A 22,190-nucleotide genomic window follows, 5' to 3' on the forward strand; every position below is an offset into this window, starting at 1 on the left:
CGCACCTTTCGCACGAGTCGTGCGTTACGCCCCGAGCGCCGCGAGCGCGGCGGCGATGGGGAGGGTCTCGCGGGAGCCGGTGCGGCGGTCCCAGAGCTCGACCTCACCGTCCGCGGCGCCGCGGCCGACGACGAGCACGTGCGGCACGCCGATGAGCTCGGCGTCGCCGAACTTCACGCCGGGCGAGACCTTGGGGCGGTCGTCGAGCAGCACCTCACGTCCTGCGGCCTCCAGCGACGCCGTGACCTGCTCGGCGACCTCGAACGCGAGCTGGTCGCGGCCTGCGGCGACGACGTGCACGTCGAACGGCGCGACGGACTCCGGCCAGATCAGGCCCCTGTCGTCGTTGTTCTCCTCCGCGATGATGGCCAGGATGCGCGTGACGCCGATGCCGTATGAGCCCATCGTGACCGTGACGAGCTTGCCGTTCTCGTCCAGCACCTTGAGGCCGAACGCGTCGGCGTACTTGCGGCCGAGCTGGAAGACGTGCCCGATCTCCATTCCGCGGGCGAGCTCGACGGGACCGGAGCCGTCCGGTGCTGGGTCGCCCGCCTTGACCTCGGCCACCTCGACCGTGCCGTCCCACGCGAAGTCGCGTCCGGCCACCAGGCCGAAGACGTGCTTGCCGTCGATGTTCGCGCCGGTGATCCAGCCGGAGCCGTCCACCACCCGCGGGTCGACCAGGTAGCGGATACCCGTGGCCGACTCCTCGCCGAGCACGGCGCCGTCCACGCCCCAGGGACCGATGTAGCCCTTCACCAGGCCGGGATGCTTCTGGAAGTCGGCGTCGGTCGCAGGCTCGACCTCGCCAGGCGCGAACGCCACCTCGGCACGCTTCAGCTCGACCTCGCGGTCGCCCGGCAGGCCGACGACGACCAGCTCGCGCGTGCCGTCCAGGTGCGTCACCGCGAGCACGACGTTCTTGAGCGTGTCCGCTGCCGTCCAGGCGCGGCCGTCCGGCCGCGGGTGCTTCTCGTTCGCCACATCCACCAGGGTCTGGATGGTCGGCGTGTTCGGGGTGTCGAGCACCTCCTGAGGGGTCAGCTTCTCGTACGAGCGCGCGGCGGGCGCGAGCGTGGTGAACGCCTCGACGTTGGCCGCGTATCCGCCCTCCGAGCGCACGAAGGTGTCCTCGCCGACCGCGGTCGGGTGCAGGAACTCCTCGCTGCGGGAGCCCCCCATCGCACCGGCGTCGGCCTGAACGATCACGTAGGACAGTCCGAGCCTGGTGAAGATGCGCTCGTACGCGTCGCGCTGCGACTGGTAGCTGGCGTCGAGCCCCGCATCCGTGTAGTCGAAGGTGTACGCGTCCTTCATCGTGAACTCGCGGCCGCGCAGGAGACCCGCGCGGGGGCGCGCCTCGTCGCGGTACTTGTCCTGGATCTGGTAGATCGCCAGCGGCAGATCCTTGTAGCTCGAGTACAGGTCTTTCACGAGCAGCGTGAACGCCTCTTCGTGGGTCGGCGCCAGCAGGTAGTCGGCGCCCTTGCGGTCCTGCAGGCGGAAGAGACCGTCGCCGTACTCCTCCCACCTGCCGGTGACCTCGTACGGCTCGCGCGGCAGCAGCGCGGGGAAGTGCACCTCGTGCGCACCCGCAGCGGACATCTCCTCGCGGATGATCGCCTCGATCTTGGCTTTCACGCGCAGGCCGAGCGGCAGCCACGCGAAGATGCCTGGCGCCTGGCGCCGGATGTAGCCGGCGCGAACCAGCAGCCTGTGGCTGGTGACCTCGGCGTCGGAGGGGTCTTCACGGAGGGTGCGGAGGAAATAGTTCGTCAGGCGTGTAGGCACCGTTCCATGTTAGACGGAGGCGACGGCGGCCGATGTTTCAGCGGGTGGATGCGCGCCCAGGGATGCGCGCCGAGGGATGCGCGCCCAGGGATGCGCGCCGAGGGATGCGTCCAAAGGGGGATGCGCATCCGGCTCCGGAATAGGCTGACCGTATGCCTGACCGCAGAACGCACGTCACCGCATCCGCAGCCCAGAGCGAGCTCGCGACGGCGCTGGCCGCGCTCCGCGCATCGCTCGAGCTCCCGGACGGTTTCCCCGCGCCGGTCGATCAGGAGGCGGAGGCGGCGGCGAGCACGACATCGCTGCCTGGACGCGACCTGACCGCGATCGAGTTCCTCACGGTCGACCCCGTCGGATCGACCGATCTCGACCAGGCCGTGCACATCGAGCGCACCGGCGACGGCTTCCTCGTGCGCTACGCCATCGCCGACGTCCCTGCGCTCGTGCGTCCGGGCGGCGCCGTCGACACGGAGGCGCGCAGGCGCGGGCAGACGATCTACGCTGCGGACGGGCGCATCCCGTTGCACCCCGCTGCGATCGGCGAGCACGCCGGTTCGCTCCTCCCCGGGGTGGATCGGGGCGCGTTCGTCTGGGAGCTGACGCTCGGGCAGGACGGGCACGAGCGGGAGGTCTCTGTGGCGCGGGCCAGCATCCGGTCGCGGCGCCAGTGGTCTTATCAGGAGGCGCAGACCGCCATCGACGACGGCTCCGGTCCGGAGACGCTCCTGCTGTTGCGAGAGGTGGGGCTGCTGCGCATCCAGTGCGAGCGGGAGCGCGGAGGGGCCAGCCTCAACGCGCCGGACGAGGAGATCGTCTTCCGCGACGGCGCGTACACGCTCGAACGGCGGGCGCCGCTGCCCGTCGAGGAGTGGAACGCGCAGATCTCGCTGCTGACCGGGATGGCGGCCGCCCGGCTGATGCTGGAGGCGCGCGTCGGCATTCTGCGCACCATGCCGCCGCCGACAGAGGATGCGGTCACCGCGTTCCGTGCGCAGACCACCGCACTGGGCCTCCCCTGGCCCCAGGACGTCTCCTACGGCGAGTATCTGCGCACCCTGGACCACCACGACCCCCGCGCTCTCGCGGTGATGCAGGCGGCCACAGGGCTCTTCCGGGGCGCCGGCTATGTGGTGATGGACGGCACCGCCCCGGCCGATCCGCTGCAGTCGGCGGTCGCCGCCCCATACGCGCACACGACCGCTCCCCTGCGCAGACTCGTCGACCGCTGGGTGCTGGTGATCTGCGAGGCGCTGTGCGCGGGACACACGGCCCCTGACTGGGCGACGGCGTCGCTCGGAGAGCTTCCGGCGATCATGGGCGCGACCTCGCGCGTGGCCTCGCAGCTCGGCGCAGCGAGCGTCGACAGGGTGGAGGCCGCGCTGCTCAGCGGGAGGATCGGCGACGCGTTCGACGCCACGGTGCTCGCGATCAGGAACGGCGACATGACGGTGCAACTCGCCGACCCGGCGGTCGTCGCCTCCATGCCGCGCCCGGACACCGTGCTGCCCGGCACCGTGGTGCGCGTGCGGCTGCTGTCGGTGAGCATCCCGAACGGCAGGGTGGAGCTGGTCGTCGTCTGAGGGCGGGCGGTCGCGGCGGCGCCGCTCGGACCACTCGTTATGCCGCTGGACGCCCGAGTGCGCGCTCGACGGCGGCGGCGATCACGGCCTGGCCCGCCGCCGTCGGATGCACGTCGTCGGCCTGCAGGAGGTCGCGCTGCCCGTCGAGCGGCTGGCCGATGTCGAGGTCGACCGCGCCGATCGTCCCGGCGGCCTTGACCACATCGGCGTCGATCGTGCGCAGTTGGTCCGGCTCTGCGGTGTCGCTCCAGACCGGGCTCACCGCGAGGATCTCGGCGTGCGGGAGGGCGGCTCTCAGCGCGGTGAGCGTGCTGTCCGTCGCACGCGCGATCGCCGCATCCGGTTCGCCGAGATCGTTGCTGCTGCCGGACACGATGACGACAGAGGGATGCAGGGAGACGGCCGCGTGCACCTGATCGGCGAAGGTGTCGCCGTTGTCGCCGACGGTCACGAATCCCGAGCCGTCGCTTGCGAGGTTGCTGAGCCGCCAGCCGTCCTCCCCTGCCAGCAGCGCCGGCCACGCGTCGGACGGGTCGAGACCGTGCCCCTCCATGATCGAGTCGCCGATCGCGACGACCACAGGGCCGTCCGCCGTCGCGTCGGTCACGCGGGAGACGATCGCGGGCGCGGCCTCGGCACCGGATGCGGCGGACACGAACGCGAGCGCCAGCCCGGCCGCGAAGGCCGACAGTCTGACCACCCGGGTGACGCCCATGACGGCACGATAGATCGCACGGCTATGGGCCGCCTATGTCTGGCCTGTGCAGATACGGATGGAGCCGGGGTCGCTAGTGCGCGCCGACGGTCACGGTCGGCTCGCCAGAAGTCGCGTCCGGCATCTCGGCGGCGATCCGGTTGGCCTCGTCGATCAGGGTCTGCACGATCTCGGCCTCCGGCACGGTCTTGATGACCTGGCCCTTGACGAAGATCTGGCCCTTGCCGTTTCCGGATGCGACACCCAGGTCGGCCTCGCGCGCCTCGCCAGGCCCGTTGACGACGCAGCCCATGACGGCGACGCGCAGCGGCACGCTCATGCCTTCGAGGCCGGAGGTGACGTCGTTGGCGAGCTTGTACACATCCACCTGGGCGCGTCCGCAGCTCGGGCAGGAGACGATCTCGAGCTTGCGCTCGCGCAGGTTGAGCGACTGCAGGATCTGCAGGCCGACCTTGACCTCCTGCGCCGGCGGAGCGGAGAGCGAGACGCGGATGGTGTCGCCGATGCCCTCGGAGAGCAGGATGCCGAACGCCGTCGCCGACTTGATCGTGCCCTGGAACTCCGGGCCCGCCTCTGTCACGCCGAGGTGCAGCGGCCAGTCGCCGCGCTCGGCGAGCAGCCGGTACGCCTTGACCATGACGATGGGGTCGTTGTGCTTGACCGAGATCTTGAAGTCGTGGAAGTCGTGTTCCTCGAACAGGCTGGCCTCCCAGACGGCGCTCTCGACGAGCGCTTCCGGGGTGGCCTTGCCGTACTTCTGCAGCAGGCTGGGCTCGAGGGATCCGGCGTTCACGCCGATGCGGAGCGAGACGCCCGCCGCCTTGGCTGCGGCGGCGATCTTGCCCACCTGGTCGTCGAACTTGCGGATGTTGCCCGGGTTGACGCGCACGGCCGCGCAGCCGGCGTCGATGGCCGCGTATACGTAGTTGGGCTGGAAGTGGATGTCCGCGATCACAGGGATCTGGCTCTTCTTCGCGATGATCGGCAACGCTTCCGCGTCGTCGCGGCTCGGCACCGCGACGCGCACGATGTCGCAGCCGGATGCGGTGAGCTCGGCGATCTGCTGCAGGGTCGCGTTGATGTTCGTGGTCGGCGTCGTCGTCATGGACTGGACGCTGATGGGCGCGTCTCCTCCGACGAGAACCTTGCCGACCTTGATCTGACGGGACTTGCGTCGGGGTGCGAGTGTTTCGGGAACCTTCGGCATCCCCAGATTGATTGCTGCCACGTCCCCAATCCTACGCGGCTGTTTGGGAACCGGCTGGGCGCCGAGTGTGCGCCGTCTAGCCGAAGAGGTTGATGGGCTTGACGATGTCCGCGTACATCAGCAGCACGCTCATGCCGCCGAGGACGATGACGACCGCGAAGGTCAGCGGCATCAGCTTGGCCATGTCGACGGGACCGGGGTCGCGGCGCTTGAACAGCTTGGCGAACGCGCGCCGGATGCCCTCCCAGGCAGCCCCGGCGATGTGGCCGCCGTCGAGCGGGAGCAACGGGATGAGGTTGAAGACGAACAGGGCGATGTTCAGCGATGCGAGGATCCCGATCATCGTGTAAACCTTGTCGATCACCGGAACGCCGTCGAGGGCGGTGAGCTCGCCGGCCGCCCGCCCGATGCCGACGAGGCTGACCGGGCCGTTCGGGTCTCGCTCCCCGGACCCGAACGCGGCGTTCCAGACGTCGACCATGCGCTGCGGCAGGTGGATGATGACGCCGACGACCGCTCCGGTCTGCGCACCGACGGCTGGGAGCACGGAGGTGATCGGCTGCGGCACGAGCTCCTGCAGCGATCCGATGCCGACGAATCCGGCGGTCACGGTGGCGACCGTGCCGTCCGCATTCTTGACGACGGCTCCGGATGCGTCGGTCTTGGCGACCGCGTTGGTCTTGGGGGTGACGGCGAGCGTCCTCTCCTCGCCGTCGCGCTTGACGACGACGGAGAGCGTGCGGTCGGCGGAGTCGCGGATGACCTTCGTGGACTGCGCCCAGCTAGTGATCGGCGTGCCGTCGATGCTGACGATGGTGTCGCCCGGCTTGATCCCCGCCGCGGCGGCAGGGGCGGCGGGATCGCTCGCCTCGCAGGTCTGGCGGGTGCTGTTCGACGCGAGCACGCACTGGCTCACCGTGGCCACCGTTGTCGACTGCTGCGGCGTCCCGAAGCCCATCAGCAGCACGCCGAAGAGTACGACGCCGATGAGCAGGTTCATGAACGGGCCGCCGAACATGATGATGATGCGCTTCCACACCGGCAGCTTGTAGAACGTGCGGTTCTCCTCGCCGACCAGCACGGTCTCGGCGCTGGCGGTGCGCGCATCCTGAGCCATCGCCTGCATGAAGCCTGTGGTGGCGTTGCGGCCAGCTCCGCCCTCCTTGCCAGGGGGGAACATCCCGATCATCGAGATGTAGCCGCCGAGCGGGATGGCCTTCACGCCGTACTCGGTCTCACCGCGGCGGAACGAGAACAGCGTCTTGCCGAACCCGATCATGTACTGCGTGACCTTGACGCCGAAGAGCTTGGCCGGAACCAGGTGGCCGATCTCGTGCAGCGCGATCGACAGCGCGACGCCCACCAGGATGATGACGACGCCGAGCACGAAGAGCAGTACGGATTCCACGGCTACAGAGTAATGGCGCGCAGCTTGGAACCAGCAGGGGGAACGCTATGCGGCGGCGATCAGCCGGTCGGCCGCATCCCGTGCCCAGCGTTCCGCCTCTGCGAGGCTCTCGCGGGTGAGCTCACCGTCCGGACGGTGCGCATCCACGACCCGTTCGACCGTGTCGACGATGTCGAGGTAGCCGATGGCTCCGGCGTGGAAGGCGGCGACGGCCTGCTCGTTGGCGGCGTTGAACACGGCGGGATACGTCGCGCCGGCCTCGCCGACGCGCTTGGCGAGCGCGACAGCGGGGAACGCGTCGCCGTCGAGCGGCTCGAACGTCCAACTGTGCGCCGCCGACCAGTCCAGCGGCACGCCGACGCCCGGCACCCGGTTGGGCCAGTCCAGGCCGAGCGAGATCGGCAGCCGCATGTCGGGAGGGGACGCCTGCGCGATGGTCGACCCGTCCACGAACTCGACCATCGAGTGGATCACCGACTGGGGATGCACGGTGACCTCGATCCTGTCGTACGGCACGTCGAACAGCAGGTGCGCCTCGATGATCTCGAGCCCCTTGTTGACGAGCGTCGACGAGTTCGTGGTGACGACGAGCCCCATGTCCCAGGTGGGGTGCGCGAGCGCCTCCCTGGGCGTCACGTCGGCGAGGGATGCGCGGCTCCTCCCCCGGAACGGGCCACCGGATGCGGTCAGCACCAGCCGCCGAACCTCGCCAGCTGTGCCGGAGCGCAGCGCCTGCGCGAGCGCGGAGTGCTCGGAGTCGACCGGCACGATCTGTCCTGGCGCAGCCGCCGCCTTCACGAGAGCGCCGCCGACGATCAGCGACTCCTTGTTGGCGAGCGCGAGGCTCGCCCCTGTCTCGAGCGCGGCGAGCGTCGGGCCGAGGCCGACGGACCCGGTGATGCCGTTGAGCACGACGTCCGCCTCGACGCCGCGCACCAGACGCTCGGAGTCGTCGGCGCCGAGCGCCGTCTCCCCCACTCCGAACCGCTCCGCCTGCGCGGCCAGTTCGTCGGCGTTGCTGCCAGCGGTGAGCCCGACCACGGTGAAGCGGTCGGGGTTCGCCGCGATGACGTCGAGGGCTTGGGTGCCGATCGAACCGGTGGAACCGAGGATGATGACTCTGCGCACGGGTCCAGCCTACGGAAGAGTCAGCGCGTGGTGCCGAGGATGTCGATGACGAAGACCATCGTGTCGGTCGCCTTGATGTCCCCTGAGCCCTGCGCGCCGTAGCCGTCGGCCGGAGGGACGATCGCGATGACCTGCGAGCCGACCTTCTGGCCTTCGAGTGCCTTCTTGAAACCGGCGACGACGCCGGTGGTCTGGAAGGTCGCCGGGGCGCCACGGCTCCAACTGGAGTCGAACATCTGCCCGTTCCTCCAGAGGACGCCCTTGTACTGGACGGTGACCGTGTCGCCGGGCTGGACCACCTCGCCGTCGCCCTGCTTGAGGACGCCGATCTTGGTCTCGGTCGGCGGGTCGGTCTTCGGAATCGTGACGTTCGGCTCACCCGTCGAGGTGAGCTTCACGGTCGGGAAGCCCGCTGGCGGAGTGACCGTCTTGCCGTTCGCCCGCGTCGGCACCTTCTCGACGAGGTCGGCGACGAAGACGACGGAGTCGGTCGCCTTGAGGTTCAGCTTGGAGGTGTCGAGGCTGCCGAACGCCTCCTTCGCCGTGGCGGTGAGCACCACGCGCGTCTTGAGCGGGAGGCACTCGATCGCGCGGACCAGTCCGGGGACGTACGCCTTGTCGTTGACCTGGATGGTCTGCGGAGCCTGGCCGTCGAATCCGGCTGCCGGCGTGATCTCCTTGCCGGTGACGCCGCTGTACGCGGCCAGCGCGATGCCGACGGAGTCGCCGCCCTTGACCTCCGCGCCAGTGCCCTTGATGACGATGCTGCGCTCGATGTCCGTGGTCTTCAGCGGCGTCGGCACCGTGACCTTCGGCGTCGCGCCGAACTTCCCCTCTACCTTGATCGACTTCGAGGTGTCACCGGCCTTGACGTTCTGGCAGGCGTTGGCGGCCGGGGTCGCGGTGCTCGTCGGCGCGCCCGAACTGCAGGCGGCGAGACCGGCCACGACGAGGGCGGCGGTGACGATCGAAAGGGATTTGCGCACGGTGATACTTTCCGGAATGCGGGCAGGGGTACCCAGTCTGCCTCATCCTCCTTTGCCGAACCTGACAGCGAGCGCCGCATACGATGGAGCACATGACTCGCGAATTCTCCGTTCCGCAGACCCGCAACCTCGTCACCGACCTGCCCGGCCCCCGCTCGATCGAGCTGCAGGAGCGTCGGGTCGCATCGGTCAGCCGCGGCGCAGGGACGCTCGCGAACATCTACATGGAGTCCGGCTCCGGCGCGATCCTGGTCGACGTCGACGGCAACCGGCTGATCGACCTCGGCTGCGGCATCGGCGTGACCACCATCGGCCACGCGCATCCCGAGGTCGCGGCTGCGGCGTTCGAGCAGGCATCGAAGCTCACGCACACGCTGTTCACCGTGACGCCGTACGAGAACTACGTCCGGGTCGCCGAGAAGCTGGCGGAGATCACTCCTGGCGACTTCGAGAAGCACAGCATCCTGGTCAACTCGGGAGCGGAGGCGGTCGAGAACGCCGTCAAGATCGCCCGCAAGTTCACCGGCCGCCGCGCCATCGCCGCCCTCGACCACGCGTTCCACGGACGCACCAACCTCACCATGGCGATGACGTACCGCCCCTGGCCGGAGCGCGCCGGCATGGGCCCGTTCCCCGGTGAGATCTACAGCGTGCCGATCAGCTACCCGTTCCGCGACCCGGAGGGGATGACGGGCGAAGAGGCCGCGGAGCGCACCATCGACTACATCAACACCCACATCGGCGCCACCGAGCTCGCCGCCCTGTTCGTCGAGCCGATCCAGGGCGACGGCGGCATCATCATCCCGGCCCCCGGCTACTTCAAGCGGCTCTCCGAGTTCTGCACGGAGAACGGCATCGTCTTCGTCGCCGACGAGATCCAGGCGGGCATCGGCCGCACGGGCACCTGGTACTCGATCGAGCACCACGGCGTCGTCCCCGACCTCATCACGAGCGCGAAGGGCATCGCCGGCGGCTTCCCGCTCGCGGCTGTCACCGGCCGCGCCGAGATCATGGATGCGGTCCAGCCCGGCGGCATCGGAGGCACCTTCGGCGGCAACCCGGTCTCCACCGCCGCCGCTCTCGCCGTCTTCGACGTCTTCGAGAAGGAGGACCTGCTCGCCGAGGCGCAGCGGGTCGAGAAGGCGCTCTGGGCGCGCATCGGCGACTGGGCAGACCGCTTCGCCGTGGTCGGCGAGGTGCGAGGCAAGGGCGCGATGTTCGGCATCGAGCTCGTCGTGCCGGGCACGAAGACCCCCAACCCCGACGCCCTCAAGGCCGTTCTCGCGCACGCGACCGCCAACGGCGTCATCCCGCTCGACGCCGGAAGCTGGGACAGCGTCCTGCGCCTTCTCCCCTCGGTCGTGATCAGCGAGGAGCTCATCGACGACGCGGCGACCGTGATCGAAGAAGCACTGGCCACCTTCGGCTGAGCCGGATCGTGGGATTCCTTCGCCGACGCTGGCGCGCCATCGCGGGGGTGGCCGCCCTGGCCTCCGTCTTCACCCTGGTGCCGGCCGTCGGCGGGTTCGCGGAGCAGAAGGCGTCGTTCGACCCTGGCGACATCATCAGCGACGACAGCTTCTTCAACCCGAACGCGATGACGCAGGCCGACATCCAGGAGTTCCTGGATGCTCGCACCTGCAAGCCCAAAGACGGCGTCCCCTGCCTGTCGCGCTACCGCATCGACACCCCCGCCGTCCCGGCGTCGAAAGACCGCTGCTCGGCGATCCGCGGCCAGCGCGACGAACGGGCGAGCAGCATCATCGCCCGCGTGGCCACGGCGTGCACGATCAGCCCGCGGGTGCTGCTGGTGCTGCTGCAGAAGGAGCAGTCGCTGCTCACCGCGCCGAGCGCATCCGGGTATCAGAAGGCCACGGGATACGCGTGCCCTGACACCGCGGAGTGCGACAAGAAGTTCTTCGGGTTCTTCAACCAGGTGTACCGGGCGGCCTGGCAGTTCCGGGAGTACACCGTGCATCCGGACGACTGGCGGTACCGGATCGGCGACAACGCCATCCAGTACCACCCGAACGCCGCCTGCGGCACGAGCACGGTGACCATCGCCAACCAGGCGACGGCCAACCTCTACAACTACACGCCGTACCAGCCGAACGCCGAGACCCTCGCCAAACCGACCGGCCCTGCCGGAGCCTGCTCCACCTTCGGCAACCTCAACTTCTCCCGGCTGTACAACACCTGGTTCGGCTCGCCGCTCGCCGTGCGCTTCAGCGGGTTCGTGCCCGCCTGCCTGGTCTACGCCGGCGGATTCGGCTGCGCGCCGCTCCGCCCGTTCGACGGCGGCTGATCGCCCTGGCTCCTCGCGCATACCGCGCACGGAATACACCCGCGACTACGCTCGTATCCGTGACGACGACCGAACCCGACGCTGGGACGACCGAGGTGAAGAAGCCCGGCTTCGTCTACCTGCTCGGGCGCACGGTCATCGCACCCGTCGCGCGCCTGCTCTACCGCCCGACGATCATCGGGCGCAAGAACGTGCCACGCACGGGCGCGATCATTCTGGCGAGCAACCACCTCTCGTTCATCGACAGCATCGTGATCCCGCTGATGGCGCCGCGGCGCGTGCAGTTCCTCGCCAAGTCGCACTACTTCGAGGGAACCGGCTTCAAGGGCTGGCTGTCCCGCACGTTCTTCACGGCGATCGGCGCGGTCGGCGTCGAGCGCGGCGCGGGGCAGGCGGCACAGGATGCGCTGGACCAGTCCAAGCGCATCATCGAGACGGGCGCGGCGTTCGCCCTCTACCCCGAGGGCACGCGCTCGTTGGACGGACGGCTGTACAAGGGACGGACGGGCGTCGCCTGGCTCGCACTCACGACCGGTGCGCTGGTCGTCCCCGTCGGGCTGATCGGCACCAACGAACTGCAGCCTGTCGGTGCGAAGGTGCCGCGCATCCGGAAATTCACGGTGAAGTTCGGCGAGCCGATCGACGTCAGCAAATACGGTTCAGCGGAGTCCGGCCGCGCCAGGCGTCAGGCCACCGACGAGATCATGGCCGCCATCCACGGGCTCACCGGCCAGGAGCTGGCGGAGCGCTACAACGAGGCGCCGCCCGCGAATGCGGTGGAGCGGGTCAAGCGCGCTCTGCACCCCGAGCGGCGGTAGCTGCCGCAGCGGTGGGCTCCGCGTCAGTGGCGTCCTGACCGGCGTCGGCCTCCCCCGCCTTCGAGCGGTAGGTGCGGGCCTTCTGCCTGTTGCCGCAGACGCCCATGCTGCACCAGGTGCGCGACCCGTTGCGGGACTTGTCGTAGAACGCCCAGCGACAGTCGTCTGCGCCGCAGAGCTTCACGCGTTCGAGCTTGCCCTGGATGCTCAGGATGAGCGAGCTCGCGACGGCCGCCTGCGCCGCGGTGCGGGCGGTGAGGCCGACGGAGCGCTCCCCGCAGGTCGTCTCCAGTTCGACGGAGGGCAGGTCGGCGGCCTCTCCATCGACCACGGAACGCAGGGCATCCCGCACTCGCTTGGTCTCCGCGGCGTCGCCTGGCTCTACGCCGTGACTCTCGGCCCACGCCGCGAATCCTGTGGCGTCGTCGATGGCGTCGACGTCGTCCTCCACGTCGTACGTGTTGAGGAAGTCGACCAGCAGGTCGGCGCCCAGCTCGGGTGCATTCGTACGCATGTAACCATTGTAACCCGATAACTGGTTACGGTATGCTCTAACCATCAAAACAAGTTAGGTGGTTATCATGCATCCGCTCACACTGTGGCTGACGTCGATCGCCGAACTCGGCGAGCGCGAACGGGAACAGGCCATGCTGCGCAGGCGCCGCGACTCCGGCACCGAGCAGCCACCGCCGCTCACCCGCGACGGCCGCTGGGCCGCCGCCATGCACCGCTGGGCCGAGTCGGAGCGCGCCGCGGCCCCCACCCCCGCCCCCGCCCCGGTTCCCGCCTCCGTCCCCCAAGCCCGCTTCGGCTGCGCGTAGCAATCGAGCCCAGGCTTTTTCACCGTATTCCGCGTTCTTACGATGAAAAAGCCTGGGCTCGATGGCGTCGCTAGGCGAGGGTGAGGAGCTCGGGGGCGTGGTGGACCGGGAAGTTCACGGAAGCCGCGATGAAGCACTTGGCGGCGGCCGGGGCGTGCAGGGATGCGGCGAGCTCGGCCTGGGCCGGGTCGGCGATCGTCACCAGCGGGCGCAGGGTCGCGCTGGTGAAATGGCCTCCGCCGTCGCTGGTCTGCTCCATGAGGCCGGTCGCCCTGTCGGTGTATCCGACGACGACCACCCCGGCCCTCGCCGCCTCGGCGAGGTAGCTGAGCATGTGGCACTGGCTGAGGGCCGCGAGCAGCAGCTCCTCCGGATTCCAGCGGTCGCGGTCGCCGAAGAACGCACGGTCCGCGGACGCCTCGATGAGGTGCTTCCCCTCGGCGGTGACGACGTGCTCGCGTCCGTAGTCCTTGTAGCCGCTGGTGCCGCTCCCCCTGTTGCCTGTCCATTCGAGGTCGATCGCGTAGCTGTGCTCGAGCTTCATGGTCCGATTCTGCCACCGGAGCTAAACTCGTCTCATCATGACCGACACTCTGAGCACAAGCGCGCCCGTTTACAGCGTTGCGCAAGAACGCCGCATCGTCACGGCCGTACCCGGCCCGAAGTCCCAGGAACTGCACCAGCGACGCCTGGCTGTCGTCCCCACCGGCGTCTCGTCCACCCTTCCCGTCTACATCGCCAAGGCGAACGGCGCCATCCTGGTCGACGTCGACGGCAACCAGTTCGTCGACTTCGGCGCAGGGATCGGCGTGACGACGGTCGGCCACACCGAGACCGCCGTGGTGGATGCGGCCGCAGCCCAACTGCAGGACGTCATCCACACTCTCTTCACGATCACCCCGTACGAGGAGTACGTTCGCGTCGCCGAACTGCTCGCCGAGCACACCCCTGGCGACCACGCCAAGAAGTCCGTCCTGGTGAACTCCGGCGCCGAGGCCGTGGAGAACGGCGTCAAGATCGCCCGCAAGCACACCGGCCGTCGCGCCGTCGCGGTGCTCGACCACGCGTACCACGGCCGCACCAACCTCACGATGGCCATGAACTTCAAGGCCATGCCGTACGCGACCGGCTTCGGCCCGTTCGCCGGTGACGTCTACCACGCACCCAGCTCGTACCCGTACCACGACGGCCTCAGCGGGGCGGAGGCGGCCGCGCGCACCATCGCATACCTCGAGAAGGTCGTCGGCGCATCCGACCTGGCCTGCCTCGTCGTGGAGCCGATCCAGGGCGAGGGCGGATTCATGGTCCCGGCCGACGGCTATCTCCCCGCTCTGCAGGAGTGGTGCACGGCCAACGGCGTCGTGTTCATCGCCGACGAGATCCAGAGCGGCATGGCCCGCACGGGCGCGTACTACGCCAGCGAGCACTTCGGCCTGGTCCCGGACCTGGTGCTGAGCGCCAAGGGCATCGCGGGCGGCCTCCCGCTCGCCGCCGTCACCGGCCGCGCCGAGATCATGGACTCCGCCCAGCCCGGCGGGCTCGGGGGCACCTTCGGCGGCAACCCCGTGGCGGCGGCCGCTGCCGTGGCGGTCTTCGAGTCGATCGAGAAGAACAACCTGCTCGACGAGGGCAAGCGCATCGAGAAGACGCTCAAGCCTGCGCTGCTCGCGCTTCAGGAGAAGTACGACATCATCGGCGACGTGCGCGGCATCGGCGCGATGCTGGCCATCGAGCTCGTGCAGCCCGGCACCGGAGCGACCACCAAGGAGCCGAACGCCGAGGCGGTCGCCTCCATCGTGGCGTACGCGGCCCAGCACGGTGTGCTCGTGCTCAACGCCGGCACGTACGGAAACGTCCTGCGCTTCCTGCCGAGCCTCGCCGTCTCCGACGCGCTGATCGCCGACGCCGTGCAGGTGCTCGACGACGCCTTCGCTGCGCTGTGAGCCCCGCGGTCTTCACCGGGCAGGAAGCCGTCGAGCTGGCGGTGGTCGAGCGCAGCGGGTTCGTCGAGTCCCGTCACCTCGGCTCGGCCATCGTGCTGGGGCCGGACGGCGCCATCGTCCGGTCGCTCGGCGCGCCGGACGCCCCGGTGTTCCCCCGGTCGAGTCTGAAGCCGTTCCAGGCCATCGCGGTCATGGGCTCCGGCGTCCCGCTGGAGGGCGCAGCCGCCGTGCTCGCGACCGCCAGCCACGGCGGAACGCCGGCCCACCTGTCTGTCGTGCGAGGCCTGCTCGCACAGGCGCAGCTCACCGAGGACGCCCTGCAGTGCCCGAACGACTGGCCGCTCGACTCGGCAGCGCGCGACGACGCGATCCGCAGCGGCGAGGTCAAGCGCCCGCTGTTCATGAACTGCTCAGGCAAGCACGCCGCGATGCTGCTGGCCTGCATGGTCAACGGCTGGCCGACCGAGAGCTACCTCGACCCGCAGCATCCCATGCAGCAGCAGGTGCGGGATGTGGTGGAGCGGCTGACAGGAGACAAAGTCGTCGCGACCGGCGTCGACGGATGCGGCGCCCCCGTCTTCGCGATGGCTCTCAGCACCCTCGCCCGCGGCATCCAGCGCATCGCGACGGCGTCGGACGGCTCGCCGTTCGCGCTCTACCGGAACGCCGCGAGCCTGAAGAACGCCGTGCTCGCCAACGGCTGGGCCATCGACGGTCCCGGCCGTGCCAACACCATCGTGATCGACGAGCTCGGCATCTTCGCGAAGCTCGGCGCGGAGGGCGTGATGGTCATGGCGGCGCCGGACGGCACCACGGTGGCGCTCAAGATCCTGGACGGCAGCCTGCGGGCGGCGACCATCGTCGCCCTGTCGCTGCTGGCGGACGCCGGGGCCGTCGAGCGTGAGGCGGTCGCAGCGGTCGCACCACGTCTCGACCTCGCCGTGCTCGGCCGCGGCGTGCGGGTCGGAGAGATCCGCGCGTCGTACGTGTGACGCGCATCCCGAGCGCCCGTCGACAGACGACGTAACGGCCCGGCAGTTGGATGCTGCCGGGCCGTCGCGCCTTTGGGGGTCTTGAGGGGTCAGCCAACGTCCTTGGCCAGCCGCTTCGCGCGGGCGGCCGCTGTGAGCTGGGTGATCAGCACCACGAGGATCGTGATGATGAACACCGCGGAGGCGATCACATTGGCCTGGGCGGGGATGCCGCGCGAGGCCGCGATGTAGATGTACATCGGGAACGTCGTGACGGCGCCTGCGTTGAAATTCGTGATGATGAAGTCGTCGAAGCTGAGCGAGAACGACAGGAGCGCCGCCGACAGGATGCCGGGGAGCAACAGCGGGAATGTGATCCGCCAGAACACCGCGACCGGCGAGCCGTAGAGGTCGCGGCCCGCCTCCTCCAGCGCGGGGTCGAGGCTCGCAACGCGCGCCTTCACCGTGACCACGACGAAGCTGATGCAGAACATCACGTGGGCGATGATGATGGTGCCGAAGCCCTTGTTCACGCCGAGGCTGAGGAACTGGGCCGCCAGGCCGGCGCCGAGCACGACCTCCGGGCTCGCCATCGGCAGGAACAGCAGCAGACTGGTCTGCGAGCGGAACCGGAACCGGTAGCGCATCAGGGCGATGGCGATCATCGTGCCGAGCACCGTGGCGACGACCGTCGCGATGATGCCGATGATGATGCTCGCCATGAACGCGTCGCAGATCCCGGCCGCGTCGCACACATTCGTCCAGTTGCGGAAGGTGAACCCGCGCCAGGCGATGTTGTTCTTGAGTGCGTCGTTGAACGAATAGATGAACGTGTAGACGATCGGGATGAGCAGGAACGCCAGCGCGAGGAACGCATAGACACCGAGGCCGAGCCCCTTGAACCGGAAACCTCTCACAGCAGGTCCTCCGTTCCGCTGCGCTTCACGTACACGCCGACGATCACCAGGATGACCGCCATCAGCACCACGGACATAGCCGCTGCCGTCGGGTAGTTCTGCAGCACCAGGAAGTTGGTCTCGATGACGTTACCGATCATCGAGGTGTCCGCGCCGCCGAGGAAGTCCTGGGAGGCGTTGATGTAGTCGCCCGCCGCGGGGATGAACGTCAGCAGGGTCCCGGACACGATGCCGGGCATCGACAGCGGGATGGTGATCTTGCGGAACGTCGTCCACGCGCTCGCGTACAGGTCGGAGCCCGCTTCGAGATAGCGAACGTCGAGCCGCTCCAGCGTCGAGTACAGCGGCAGGGTCATGAACGGGATGAAGTTGTACGTCAGACCGAAAATGACCGAGAACGCCGTGCCGGTGACGTGCGCATCCGGAGGCAGGATCGACAGCGCCTTGAGAGAGCTGGTGAACCAGGAGTCATCGGAGAGCAACTGCTTCCAGGCCAGCGTGCGGAGCAGGAAGCTGATGAAGAACGGCGCGATGACGAGGGTCATCAGCAGGTTCTGCACCAGGGGGTACTTCCGCACCTTCACGCCGATGAAGTACGCGAGCGGGTAGCTGATCACCAGGGCGGCCGCCGTGGCGATGATCGCGTAGACGAACGACCGGATGATCTGCGGCCAGTACTCGGCGATCGCATCCGTGTAGTTCTGCCACTGAAAGGCCGCCTGATACTGACCGATGTCGCCGTCGACGACAGGGGTCTGGAACGACGTGATGATCAGCGAGACCAGCGGCGTGAGGAAGAACAGCACCAGGTACAGCACGCCCGGCAGCAGCAGCACCAGGGCGATGCCGCTCCTGCGCCGCTGCGCCGGCTCCTGATCCTGGGTCGGCGGCGCGGCCGTCGAGAAGGCAGCGAGCGCCATCAGGCCTCCTCGAGCTCCGTCAACATGCGCTCCTTGGCCTGGGTCGCGATCATCTGGGTGTCGGAGTCGTCAACGAATCTGCCGTCGGCGGGCGGCTCGTCGGCCAGCACGAAGGTGTGCGACGGGTCCCAGGCGATCCACACCTCGCCGCCCAGCGAGGCGACCGGTCCGCTGGACAGGTTCTGGGCGAACACGACGATCGTGCCCGCTCCTGGCACATCCACCAGGTACTGGGTGCTCACTCCGCTGAACGAGACGTCGATCACCCGGCCGGGACCCAGGACGTTCGCGCCGGACGCGATGCCGGACGGGTCGCTGTGCAGCGTCAGCTTCTCCGGGCGGACGCCGACCGTGACGTTCCCGGTGTGGCGCTGGGCTCGCGACCGCGGCACCTGGATGCGCTGGTCGGCGACGTCGACGCCGAGGACGTCCCCTCCGCCATCCAGGATCGGACCGACGAACAGGTTCGACTGGCCGAGGAAGTTGGCGACGAAGACGGTCGCCGGCAGCTCATAGAGCACCGCAGGCGCCCCCATCTGCTCGATCTCGCCCTTATTCATCACGGCGACGGTGTCGGCCATGGTCATGGCCTCCTCCTGATCGTGGGTGACGTGCACGAAGGTGAGACCGACCTCGGTCTGGATCGACTTCAGCTCGAGCTGCATCTGGCGCCGCAGCTTCAGGTCGAGCGCACCGAGCGGCTCGTCCAGCAGTAGCAGGGCCGGGCGGTTGACCACGGCGCGGGCGAGCGCGACCCGCTGCTGCTGGCCGCCGGAGAGCTGCGCCGGCCTGCGCGCGGCGAGGTGGTCGAGCTCGACCAGCCGCAGCGCCTCGTGCGCCTTCGCGATCGGGTCGCCGATCTTGCGGCGGCGCAGCCCGAAGGCGACGTTCTCGAGGATGGTCATGTGCGGGAACAGGGCGTAGCTCTGGAACACCGTGTTGACAGGCCGCTGGAACGGCTTCGTCTTGGTGACGTCTTTGCCGCCGATGATGATCTGGCCCTCCGTCGGCTCCTCCAGACCGGCGACGAGGCGCAGGGTGGTGGTCTTCCCGCATCCACTCGGGCCGAGCAGCGCGAAGAACGAGCCGGCCGGGATGGTGAGGTCGAGGTTCTCGATCGCCGTGAACCCGGGGAACCGCTTCTTGATCCCGACCAGTTGCAGGTCGGCGCCGGACTCGGCGAACGCTCCGCGTGCCATCAGGCGCCCAGGATGACCTTCTGGAACGCCGCCTGGTACTTCTGCTCCTCGGCCGGGGTGAGGGTGCGGAAGATGTGCGCGTTCGAGAGGGTGCTGTCGTCGGGGAAGATGAGCTGGTTGTCCGCCAGGTCGGGGTCGATCTTGATCGCGGCCTCCTTGGCGCCGACCACGGGGGTGATGTAGTTCACCCAGGCGGCGACCTCCGCCGCCACCTCCGGCTGGTAGTAGTAGTCGATGAGCTTCTCGGCGTTGGCCTTGCGCGGGGAGCCGATCGGGATGACGAAGTTGTCGCTCCACAGGGTGCCGCCCGCCTCGGGGAGGACGAACTCCCAGTTGTCGCCGGCCTCGGCGTTCAACTGGGTGATGTCGCCCGACCAGCAGATCGCGGCGAGGGTGTCTCCGCTCTTCAGGTCGTTGAGGTAGGAGTTGCCCTTGATGTTGCGGATCTGGCCGTCGCTGACCTCCTTGGTCAGCTTGTCGATCGCTTTGTTGTAGTCGTCGTCGCTGAACTTCTTGGAGATGTCGACGCCCTGCTGCAGCATCAGCAGGCCCATCGTGTCGCGCATCTCGCTCAGCACGCCGACCTTGCCCTTGAGCTCCGGCTTCCACAGGTCGTCGACGGATGTGAGGCCGTTCGGGAGCTTGGACTTGTTCCAGCAGATCCCGGCGAAGCCGCTCTGCCAGGGCAGCGACTTCTTGCGCCCAGGGTCGAAGTCCGCATCCTGGAGCGCGGGTGAGAGATTCTTCTTGTTCGGGATGGCCGACTCGTCGAAGGACTGCACGTAGCCGAAGCGGATGAGGCGGGCGACCATCCAGTCGGTGAGACAGACGGTGTCTGCGCCGATGTCCTTGCCGAGGGCGAGCTGGTCCTTGACCTTCGCGTAGTAGGTGTTGTTGTCGTCGACCGCGACGTCGTACTTGACGGAGATGCCCGACTGCTTCTGGAACGCCTCCAGTGTCGGGTACTTCCCGTTGTCGTCCTGGTCGAGGTACGCCTGCCAGTTGGCCCAGGTCATGGTCTTGTCCGTCGACGACACGTCCTTGGCGGCCGTCGGCTTGCTCGACGCCCCTCCCGTCGAACACGCGGCGAGGGCGAGTGCCGCTGCGCTCGCGCCCGCGCCGGCGAGGAGGCCGCGCCTGGTCAGTTGCGAACGCCTGGCGGACTGCACCAGTTTCTGGATCATCGGGTCTTGCGGAAGCTGCCTGGAATTCACGAGTGGTGCTCCTTCGGGGTCGAACACGATCACGCACAACAACCCGCCGCGCACTTCGGTGTGCCGTTGCGGTGGGTCGATACTGGCACACGGCCGGTGCGCCGCGCATCATCCGATGGGCAAAACGTCCATTCCGAAACATAATCTTCACGAAATCCGTTCCGAATCGACCGTTTCGCCGGGGAAATCGTCGTGCGGCCTGATTCCGTCGGCGATGGGTGGCGGAATCCGTCCCAACCTCACTGAGAATTCACGAAATCAGCACAAATCCGACCATCAGACAGTCGAAATCGTCGGTCACTTCGGGTTAGGGTGATGATCGAATCACCACGTCGATGTGTAAGGAGTCCCATGAAGGTCGCGATCCCCCGCGAGATCAAGAACAACGAGTTCCGGGTGGCGATCACCCCGGCCGGCGTGCACGACCTCGTGGCGAACGGGCACGAGGTGTACGTGGAGACGCAGGCGGGGGTCGGCTCGTCCATCCCCGACGAGCTCTACGTCTCGGCCGGAGCGACGATCATGCCGGACGCCGCATCCACCTGGCAGATCGCCGACCTGGTGCTCAAGGTCAAGGAGCCAGTCGAGAGCGAGTACGGCCACTTCCGTCAGGGCCTGGTGCTGTTCACCTATCTGCACCTCGCCGCCGAGGAGGCGCTGACCCGCGCACTGATCGACTCGGGCGTCACCGCGATCGCCTACGAGACCGTCCAGCTTCCCTCCAGGGCTCTCCCCCTGCTCGCCCCGATGAGCGAGGTTGCCGGTCGTCTCGCCCCGATCGTCGGCGCGAACACGATGCTGAAGCCGAACGGCGGCCCCGGCCTCCTCATCCCCGGCGTCCCCGGCACCCACCCTGCCGTCGTCACCGTGCTCGGCGGCGGCGTCGCCGGCACAAACGCCACATCCGTCGCCGTCGGCCTCGGCGCCGAGGTCACCGTGCTCGACACGAACATCGCCCGGCTGCGCGAACTGGATGCGCTGTACTCCGGCCGCATCAAGACCATCGCCTCGAACAGCTTCGAGATCGACAAGGCCGTCGTCGCATCCGACCTCGTCATCGGCTCCGTGCTCGTGCCGGGCGCGAAGGCGCCGAAGCTCGTCAGCAACGAGCTGGTCTCCCGGATGAAGCCGGGCAGCGTGCTCGTCGACATCGCCGTCGACCAGGGCGGATGCTTCGCCGACTCGCACCCGACGACGCACGCCGACCCCACCTTCACGGTGCACCAGTCGCTGTTCTACTGCGTCGCCAACATGCCGGGCGCGGTGCCGCACACCTCCACGTACGCGCTGACCAACGCGACCCTGCCATACGCCCGCGCCATCGCCAACCGCGGCTGGCGCGACGCGCTGTCCGCGGACGCGTCGCTGGCCCTCGGCCTCAACGTGCACGCCGGAAGCGTCACCAACGCTGCCGTCGCCGAGGCGCACGGCCTGCCGTCGACCACCGTGGCCGACGCGCTCGCCTGACCGTCCCGCTGCTCCGTAACGCAGGAGATCCCGGCCACTTCGGCCGGGATCTCCTGCGTTACGGAGTCCGGCGCGGCGCGTCGTGCAGAAATTCCTGCGCTAGGTCATCGCAGGACTTCCCACGCGACACGCCGCCGCCGTCTCCGTTCGGAAGGAGATGGCGGCGGAATGCGTCGAGAACTCCGTTCGAACGGAGTTCTGGCGGCGTGGGCTGGTGGGGGTGGGTCAGCTCACGTCGAACCACTGGTCGCCGATCTCGACACGCGTGCCGCGCGTGACGCGGTAGCGACGGCCGGCCTCGCAGAGGCGGGCGACACCGCCCAGTGGATGCGCGACCGTCCCGTTCCCGGAGTACCTGTCGCAGATCCACAGCTCCCCCGCCTCGATGCCGAACTCGAGGTGCGTCTTCGACACGCTCCGCGCCGGGTCGTCGACGGCGATCATCTGGTCGACCTGCTCCCCCGGCTGCGTGATCGGACGCCGCCCGATCAGTCCGCTGCCAGACACCTCCACGCTGGGACCGGTGGAGAAGCTGAGCGTATACGTGACGGCGGCCTGCTCGGCGGGAGGCGCCGACTCGATGTCCTCGACCAGGATGCGCGCTTCGTCCTCGTGCTCCGCGTGCGCGGCGCCGAGGAACCGGCCGGCGACCGCCGGCCTGGGCAACCGCTCCACGATGGACGTGTCAGACGGCCGCGCGTCGACGACGGCCGGAGGACGCACCCGCGCCGCCGTGACCGAGCTTCCGCAGTTGCCGCAGAACAGGGTCCCGTCCGACAATTCGCTGCCACACACCCGAC

Annotated in this window: 21 protein-coding genes; 8 read left to right on the plus strand and 13 right to left on the minus strand. The window is 68.7% G+C overall.

The window, feature by feature from the left end; genetic code table 11:
* Nucleotides 1–24 precede the first annotated feature (24 nt).
* Nucleotides 25–1,791, minus strand: coding sequence for a proline--tRNA ligase (locus ACYVGI_RS11340; RefSeq protein ID WP_460632725.1), 1,767 nt, complete (start codon nucleotides 1,789–1,791; stop codon nucleotides 25–27).
* Between the two features lie 152 nt (nucleotides 1,792–1,943).
* On the opposite strand from ACYVGI_RS11340, the gene ACYVGI_RS11345 reads away from it, so the two are divergent.
* Nucleotides 1,944–3,371 carry an RNB domain-containing ribonuclease gene (locus tag ACYVGI_RS11345; protein WP_460632726.1) on the plus strand — a complete coding sequence of 476 codons (1,428 nt, stop codon included), beginning with the start codon at nucleotides 1,944–1,946 and terminating at the stop codon, nucleotides 3,369–3,371.
* A gap of 37 nt (nucleotides 3,372–3,408) precedes the next feature.
* Here the strand turns inward: ACYVGI_RS11345 and ACYVGI_RS11350 are convergent, their stop codons facing one another.
* The 5 genes from ACYVGI_RS11350 to ACYVGI_RS11370 all read right to left on the minus strand — a co-directional run bounded on the left by ACYVGI_RS11350 (nucleotide 3,409) and on the right by ACYVGI_RS11370 (nucleotide 8,815).
* On the minus strand, nucleotides 3,409–4,086 hold the full coding sequence (locus tag ACYVGI_RS11350) for an SGNH/GDSL hydrolase family protein (RefSeq protein ID WP_460632727.1): 678 nt from the start codon (nucleotides 4,084–4,086) through the stop codon (nucleotides 3,409–3,411).
* A 73-nt stretch (nucleotides 4,087–4,159) separates the two neighbouring features.
* A complete protein-coding gene (ispG, locus tag ACYVGI_RS11355; protein WP_200949579.1) occupies nucleotides 4,160–5,314 on the minus strand; it encodes a flavodoxin-dependent (E)-4-hydroxy-3-methylbut-2-enyl-diphosphate synthase in 1,155 nt (384 codons plus the stop codon).
* Nucleotides 5,315–5,369: 55 nt separating this feature from the next.
* Nucleotides 5,370–6,701 carry a M50 family metallopeptidase gene (locus ACYVGI_RS11360; protein WP_460632728.1) on the minus strand — a complete coding sequence of 444 codons (1,332 nt, stop codon included), beginning with the start codon at nucleotides 6,699–6,701 and terminating at the stop codon, nucleotides 5,370–5,372.
* A gap of 45 nt (nucleotides 6,702–6,746) precedes the next feature.
* Nucleotides 6,747–7,829, minus strand: a complete 1,083-nt coding sequence (locus ACYVGI_RS11365; protein ID WP_460632729.1) for a 1-deoxy-D-xylulose-5-phosphate reductoisomerase — start codon at nucleotides 7,827–7,829, stop codon at nucleotides 6,747–6,749.
* 20 nt (nucleotides 7,830–7,849) lie between these two features.
* Entirely contained in the window at nucleotides 7,850–8,815 is a 966-nt protein-coding gene (locus ACYVGI_RS11370; protein WP_460632730.1) for an FKBP-type peptidyl-prolyl cis-trans isomerase, read from the minus strand.
* Between the two features lie 83 nt (nucleotides 8,816–8,898).
* Between ACYVGI_RS11370 and ACYVGI_RS11375 the strand changes: the two genes are divergently transcribed.
* Genes ACYVGI_RS11375 through ACYVGI_RS11385 form a run of 3 tightly spaced genes read left to right on the plus strand, consistent with a single transcriptional unit; the run spans nucleotide 8,899 to nucleotide 11,938 of the window.
* Entirely contained in the window at nucleotides 8,899–10,245 is a 1,347-nt protein-coding gene (locus ACYVGI_RS11375) for an aminotransferase class III-fold pyridoxal phosphate-dependent enzyme (RefSeq protein ID WP_460632731.1), read from the plus strand.
* Nucleotides 10,246–10,253: 8 nt separating this feature from the next.
* The gene (locus ACYVGI_RS11380) at nucleotides 10,254–11,120 is read left to right on the plus strand and encodes a hypothetical protein (protein WP_460632732.1); all 867 of its coding nucleotides are present in this window, start codon (nucleotides 10,254–10,256) and stop codon (nucleotides 11,118–11,120) included.
* Nucleotides 11,121–11,179: 59 nt separating this feature from the next.
* Nucleotides 11,180–11,938, plus strand: coding sequence for a lysophospholipid acyltransferase family protein (locus ACYVGI_RS11385; protein WP_460632733.1), 759 nt, complete (start codon nucleotides 11,180–11,182; stop codon nucleotides 11,936–11,938).
* Here the strand turns inward: ACYVGI_RS11385 and ACYVGI_RS11390 are convergent.
* The gene (locus ACYVGI_RS11390; protein WP_460632734.1) at nucleotides 11,907–12,452 is read right to left on the minus strand and encodes a CGNR zinc finger domain-containing protein; all 546 of its coding nucleotides are present in this window, start codon (nucleotides 12,450–12,452) and stop codon (nucleotides 11,907–11,909) included. The genes ACYVGI_RS11385 and ACYVGI_RS11390 overlap by 32 nt on opposite strands.
* A gap of 67 nt (nucleotides 12,453–12,519) precedes the next feature.
* Between ACYVGI_RS11390 and ACYVGI_RS11395 the strand changes: the two genes are divergently transcribed.
* Entirely contained in the window at nucleotides 12,520–12,759 is a 240-nt protein-coding gene (locus tag ACYVGI_RS11395) for a hypothetical protein (RefSeq protein ID WP_460632735.1), read from the plus strand.
* Nucleotides 12,760–12,829: 70 nt separating this feature from the next.
* On the opposite strand, the gene ACYVGI_RS11400 is transcribed toward ACYVGI_RS11395, so the two are convergent.
* On the minus strand, nucleotides 12,830–13,303 hold the full coding sequence (locus ACYVGI_RS11400) for an OsmC family protein (RefSeq protein ID WP_460632736.1): 474 nt from the start codon (nucleotides 13,301–13,303) through the stop codon (nucleotides 12,830–12,832).
* A gap of 37 nt (nucleotides 13,304–13,340) precedes the next feature.
* Between ACYVGI_RS11400 and gabT the strand changes: the two genes are divergently transcribed.
* Both gabT and ACYVGI_RS11410 read left to right on the plus strand, forming a co-directional pair.
* A complete protein-coding gene (gene gabT, locus ACYVGI_RS11405; protein ID WP_460632737.1) occupies nucleotides 13,341–14,702 on the plus strand; it encodes a 4-aminobutyrate--2-oxoglutarate transaminase in 1,362 nt (453 codons plus the stop codon).
* Nucleotides 14,699–15,694 (plus strand): asparaginase, encoded by a 996-nt coding sequence (locus ACYVGI_RS11410; protein ID WP_460632738.1) that lies wholly within the window; start codon nucleotides 14,699–14,701, stop codon nucleotides 15,692–15,694. Before gabT ends, ACYVGI_RS11410 begins: the two co-directional genes overlap by 4 nt.
* Before the next feature lie 89 nt (nucleotides 15,695–15,783).
* On the opposite strand, the gene ACYVGI_RS11415 is transcribed toward ACYVGI_RS11410, so the two are convergent.
* The 4 genes from ACYVGI_RS11415 to ACYVGI_RS11430 are packed head-to-tail and all read right to left on the minus strand — an operon-like array spanning nucleotide 15,784 to nucleotide 19,893.
* Nucleotides 15,784–16,590 (minus strand): ABC transporter permease, encoded by an 807-nt coding sequence (locus tag ACYVGI_RS11415; protein WP_460632739.1) that lies wholly within the window; start codon nucleotides 16,588–16,590, stop codon nucleotides 15,784–15,786.
* Nucleotides 16,587–17,510 (minus strand): ABC transporter permease, encoded by a 924-nt coding sequence (locus ACYVGI_RS11420; RefSeq protein WP_055892132.1) that lies wholly within the window; start codon nucleotides 17,508–17,510, stop codon nucleotides 16,587–16,589. The genes ACYVGI_RS11415 and ACYVGI_RS11420 overlap by 4 nt, the downstream gene beginning before the upstream one ends.
* Nucleotides 17,510–18,709: an ABC transporter ATP-binding protein gene (locus tag ACYVGI_RS11425; protein ID WP_460632740.1), complete on the minus strand. Its 1,200-nt coding sequence runs from the start codon at nucleotides 18,707–18,709 to the stop codon at nucleotides 17,510–17,512. The genes ACYVGI_RS11420 and ACYVGI_RS11425 overlap by 1 nt, the downstream gene beginning before the upstream one ends.
* A complete protein-coding gene (locus tag ACYVGI_RS11430) occupies nucleotides 18,709–19,893 on the minus strand; it encodes an ABC transporter substrate-binding protein (RefSeq protein WP_460632894.1) in 1,185 nt (394 codons plus the stop codon). The genes ACYVGI_RS11425 and ACYVGI_RS11430 overlap by 1 nt, the downstream gene beginning before the upstream one ends.
* A 381-nt stretch (nucleotides 19,894–20,274) precedes the next feature.
* Between ACYVGI_RS11430 and ald the strand changes: the two genes are divergently transcribed.
* Nucleotides 20,275–21,390 carry an alanine dehydrogenase gene (gene ald, locus ACYVGI_RS11435; protein WP_460632741.1) on the plus strand — a complete coding sequence of 372 codons (1,116 nt, stop codon included), beginning with the start codon at nucleotides 20,275–20,277 and terminating at the stop codon, nucleotides 21,388–21,390.
* 225 nt (nucleotides 21,391–21,615) lie between these two features.
* Here ald and ACYVGI_RS11440 read toward each other — a convergent pair whose 3' ends face one another.
* Entirely contained in the window at nucleotides 21,616–22,170 is a 555-nt protein-coding gene (locus tag ACYVGI_RS11440; RefSeq protein WP_460632742.1) for a hypothetical protein, read from the minus strand.
* Between the last annotated feature and the right edge of the window lie 20 nt (nucleotides 22,171–22,190).

This window comes from Leifsonia lichenia (genome assembly GCF_054780215.1).